The following is a 778-nucleotide window of genomic DNA, read 5'->3' as shown; positions in this document are numbered from 1 at the left end:
AAATGGAGAGTTAAAACACTTATGAGAGGACTTAGTGGGACAAAGATATCAAGACATTTAAAAGGAGCTAAAGTTTGGTTTGCACCTGTTGATGCAAATGATCTTATCACCTTGCCACTGATTGCACCAAATACAACACTTTTTTATGAAGTATCAAATTTCGCTGTAAAAAGTGAAGTTAAAAAGCTTAGTTTTTCTCACTCTGGGGGTGGTAAATATCCATACCCACCATCAAATTTAAAAGCTTTTAGAGAGGGTGAAAAAGTTATCTTAGAGTGGAAAAACTGCGTTAGACTTCATGGAGCAAACTACCGAAATGCTGATAATTTAATAGCAGGAGTTGATGAGGGGTTAAATGAAAATAAAATCATAATTAAGTGGCTTCTTGACAATAAAGAAAATGTATATGAAACAAAAGGTGAGAGATTTGAGGTAAAAGCAAGCCCAAGGACTACTTTTTATCTGTGGCAAGTAGCATATAAGGGTGGGTTTTTAAGTAAAGAAGTTAGTATAACTATTTAAAAGGAGAAACAATGGCAAGACTTACAAACGGACTTGAAACAATGGAACTTGGAGTTACTAGTTGGCGAATCATCATAAATGATAACTTTAAAAAGCTTTATACAAAATATGAAGTTGATGCAAATTTAAAGAATTATCAGTTAAAAACTGAGCTAAATGAGACATTAAAGCTTTATGTAAAAGCCCAAAGCTTAAAAGACTACGCCCTTAAAAATGGAAATAAAGAAAATGATTTTTATACTAAGAATTTAAATGT

At 32.1% G+C, this 778-nt stretch carries 1 protein-coding gene and 1 pseudogene; both read left to right on the top strand.

Features of this window, described 5'->3' with window-relative positions; genetic code table 11:
• A pseudogene (locus O6B72_RS09360) lies at positions 1-522 on the top strand (phage tail protein); the annotation flags it as partial.
• Between the two features lie 11 nt (positions 523-533).
• Positions 534-778: hypothetical protein (locus O6B72_RS09355; RefSeq protein WP_269492996.1), on the top strand; the 245-nt coding region annotated here is incomplete at its 3' end.

This window comes from Campylobacter ureolyticus, from assembly GCF_027277485.1.
Lineage (GTDB): Bacteria > Campylobacterota > Campylobacteria > Campylobacterales > Campylobacteraceae > Campylobacter_B > Campylobacter_B ureolyticus_B.
This window is presented reverse-complemented; position numbering and strand designations above follow the sequence as displayed.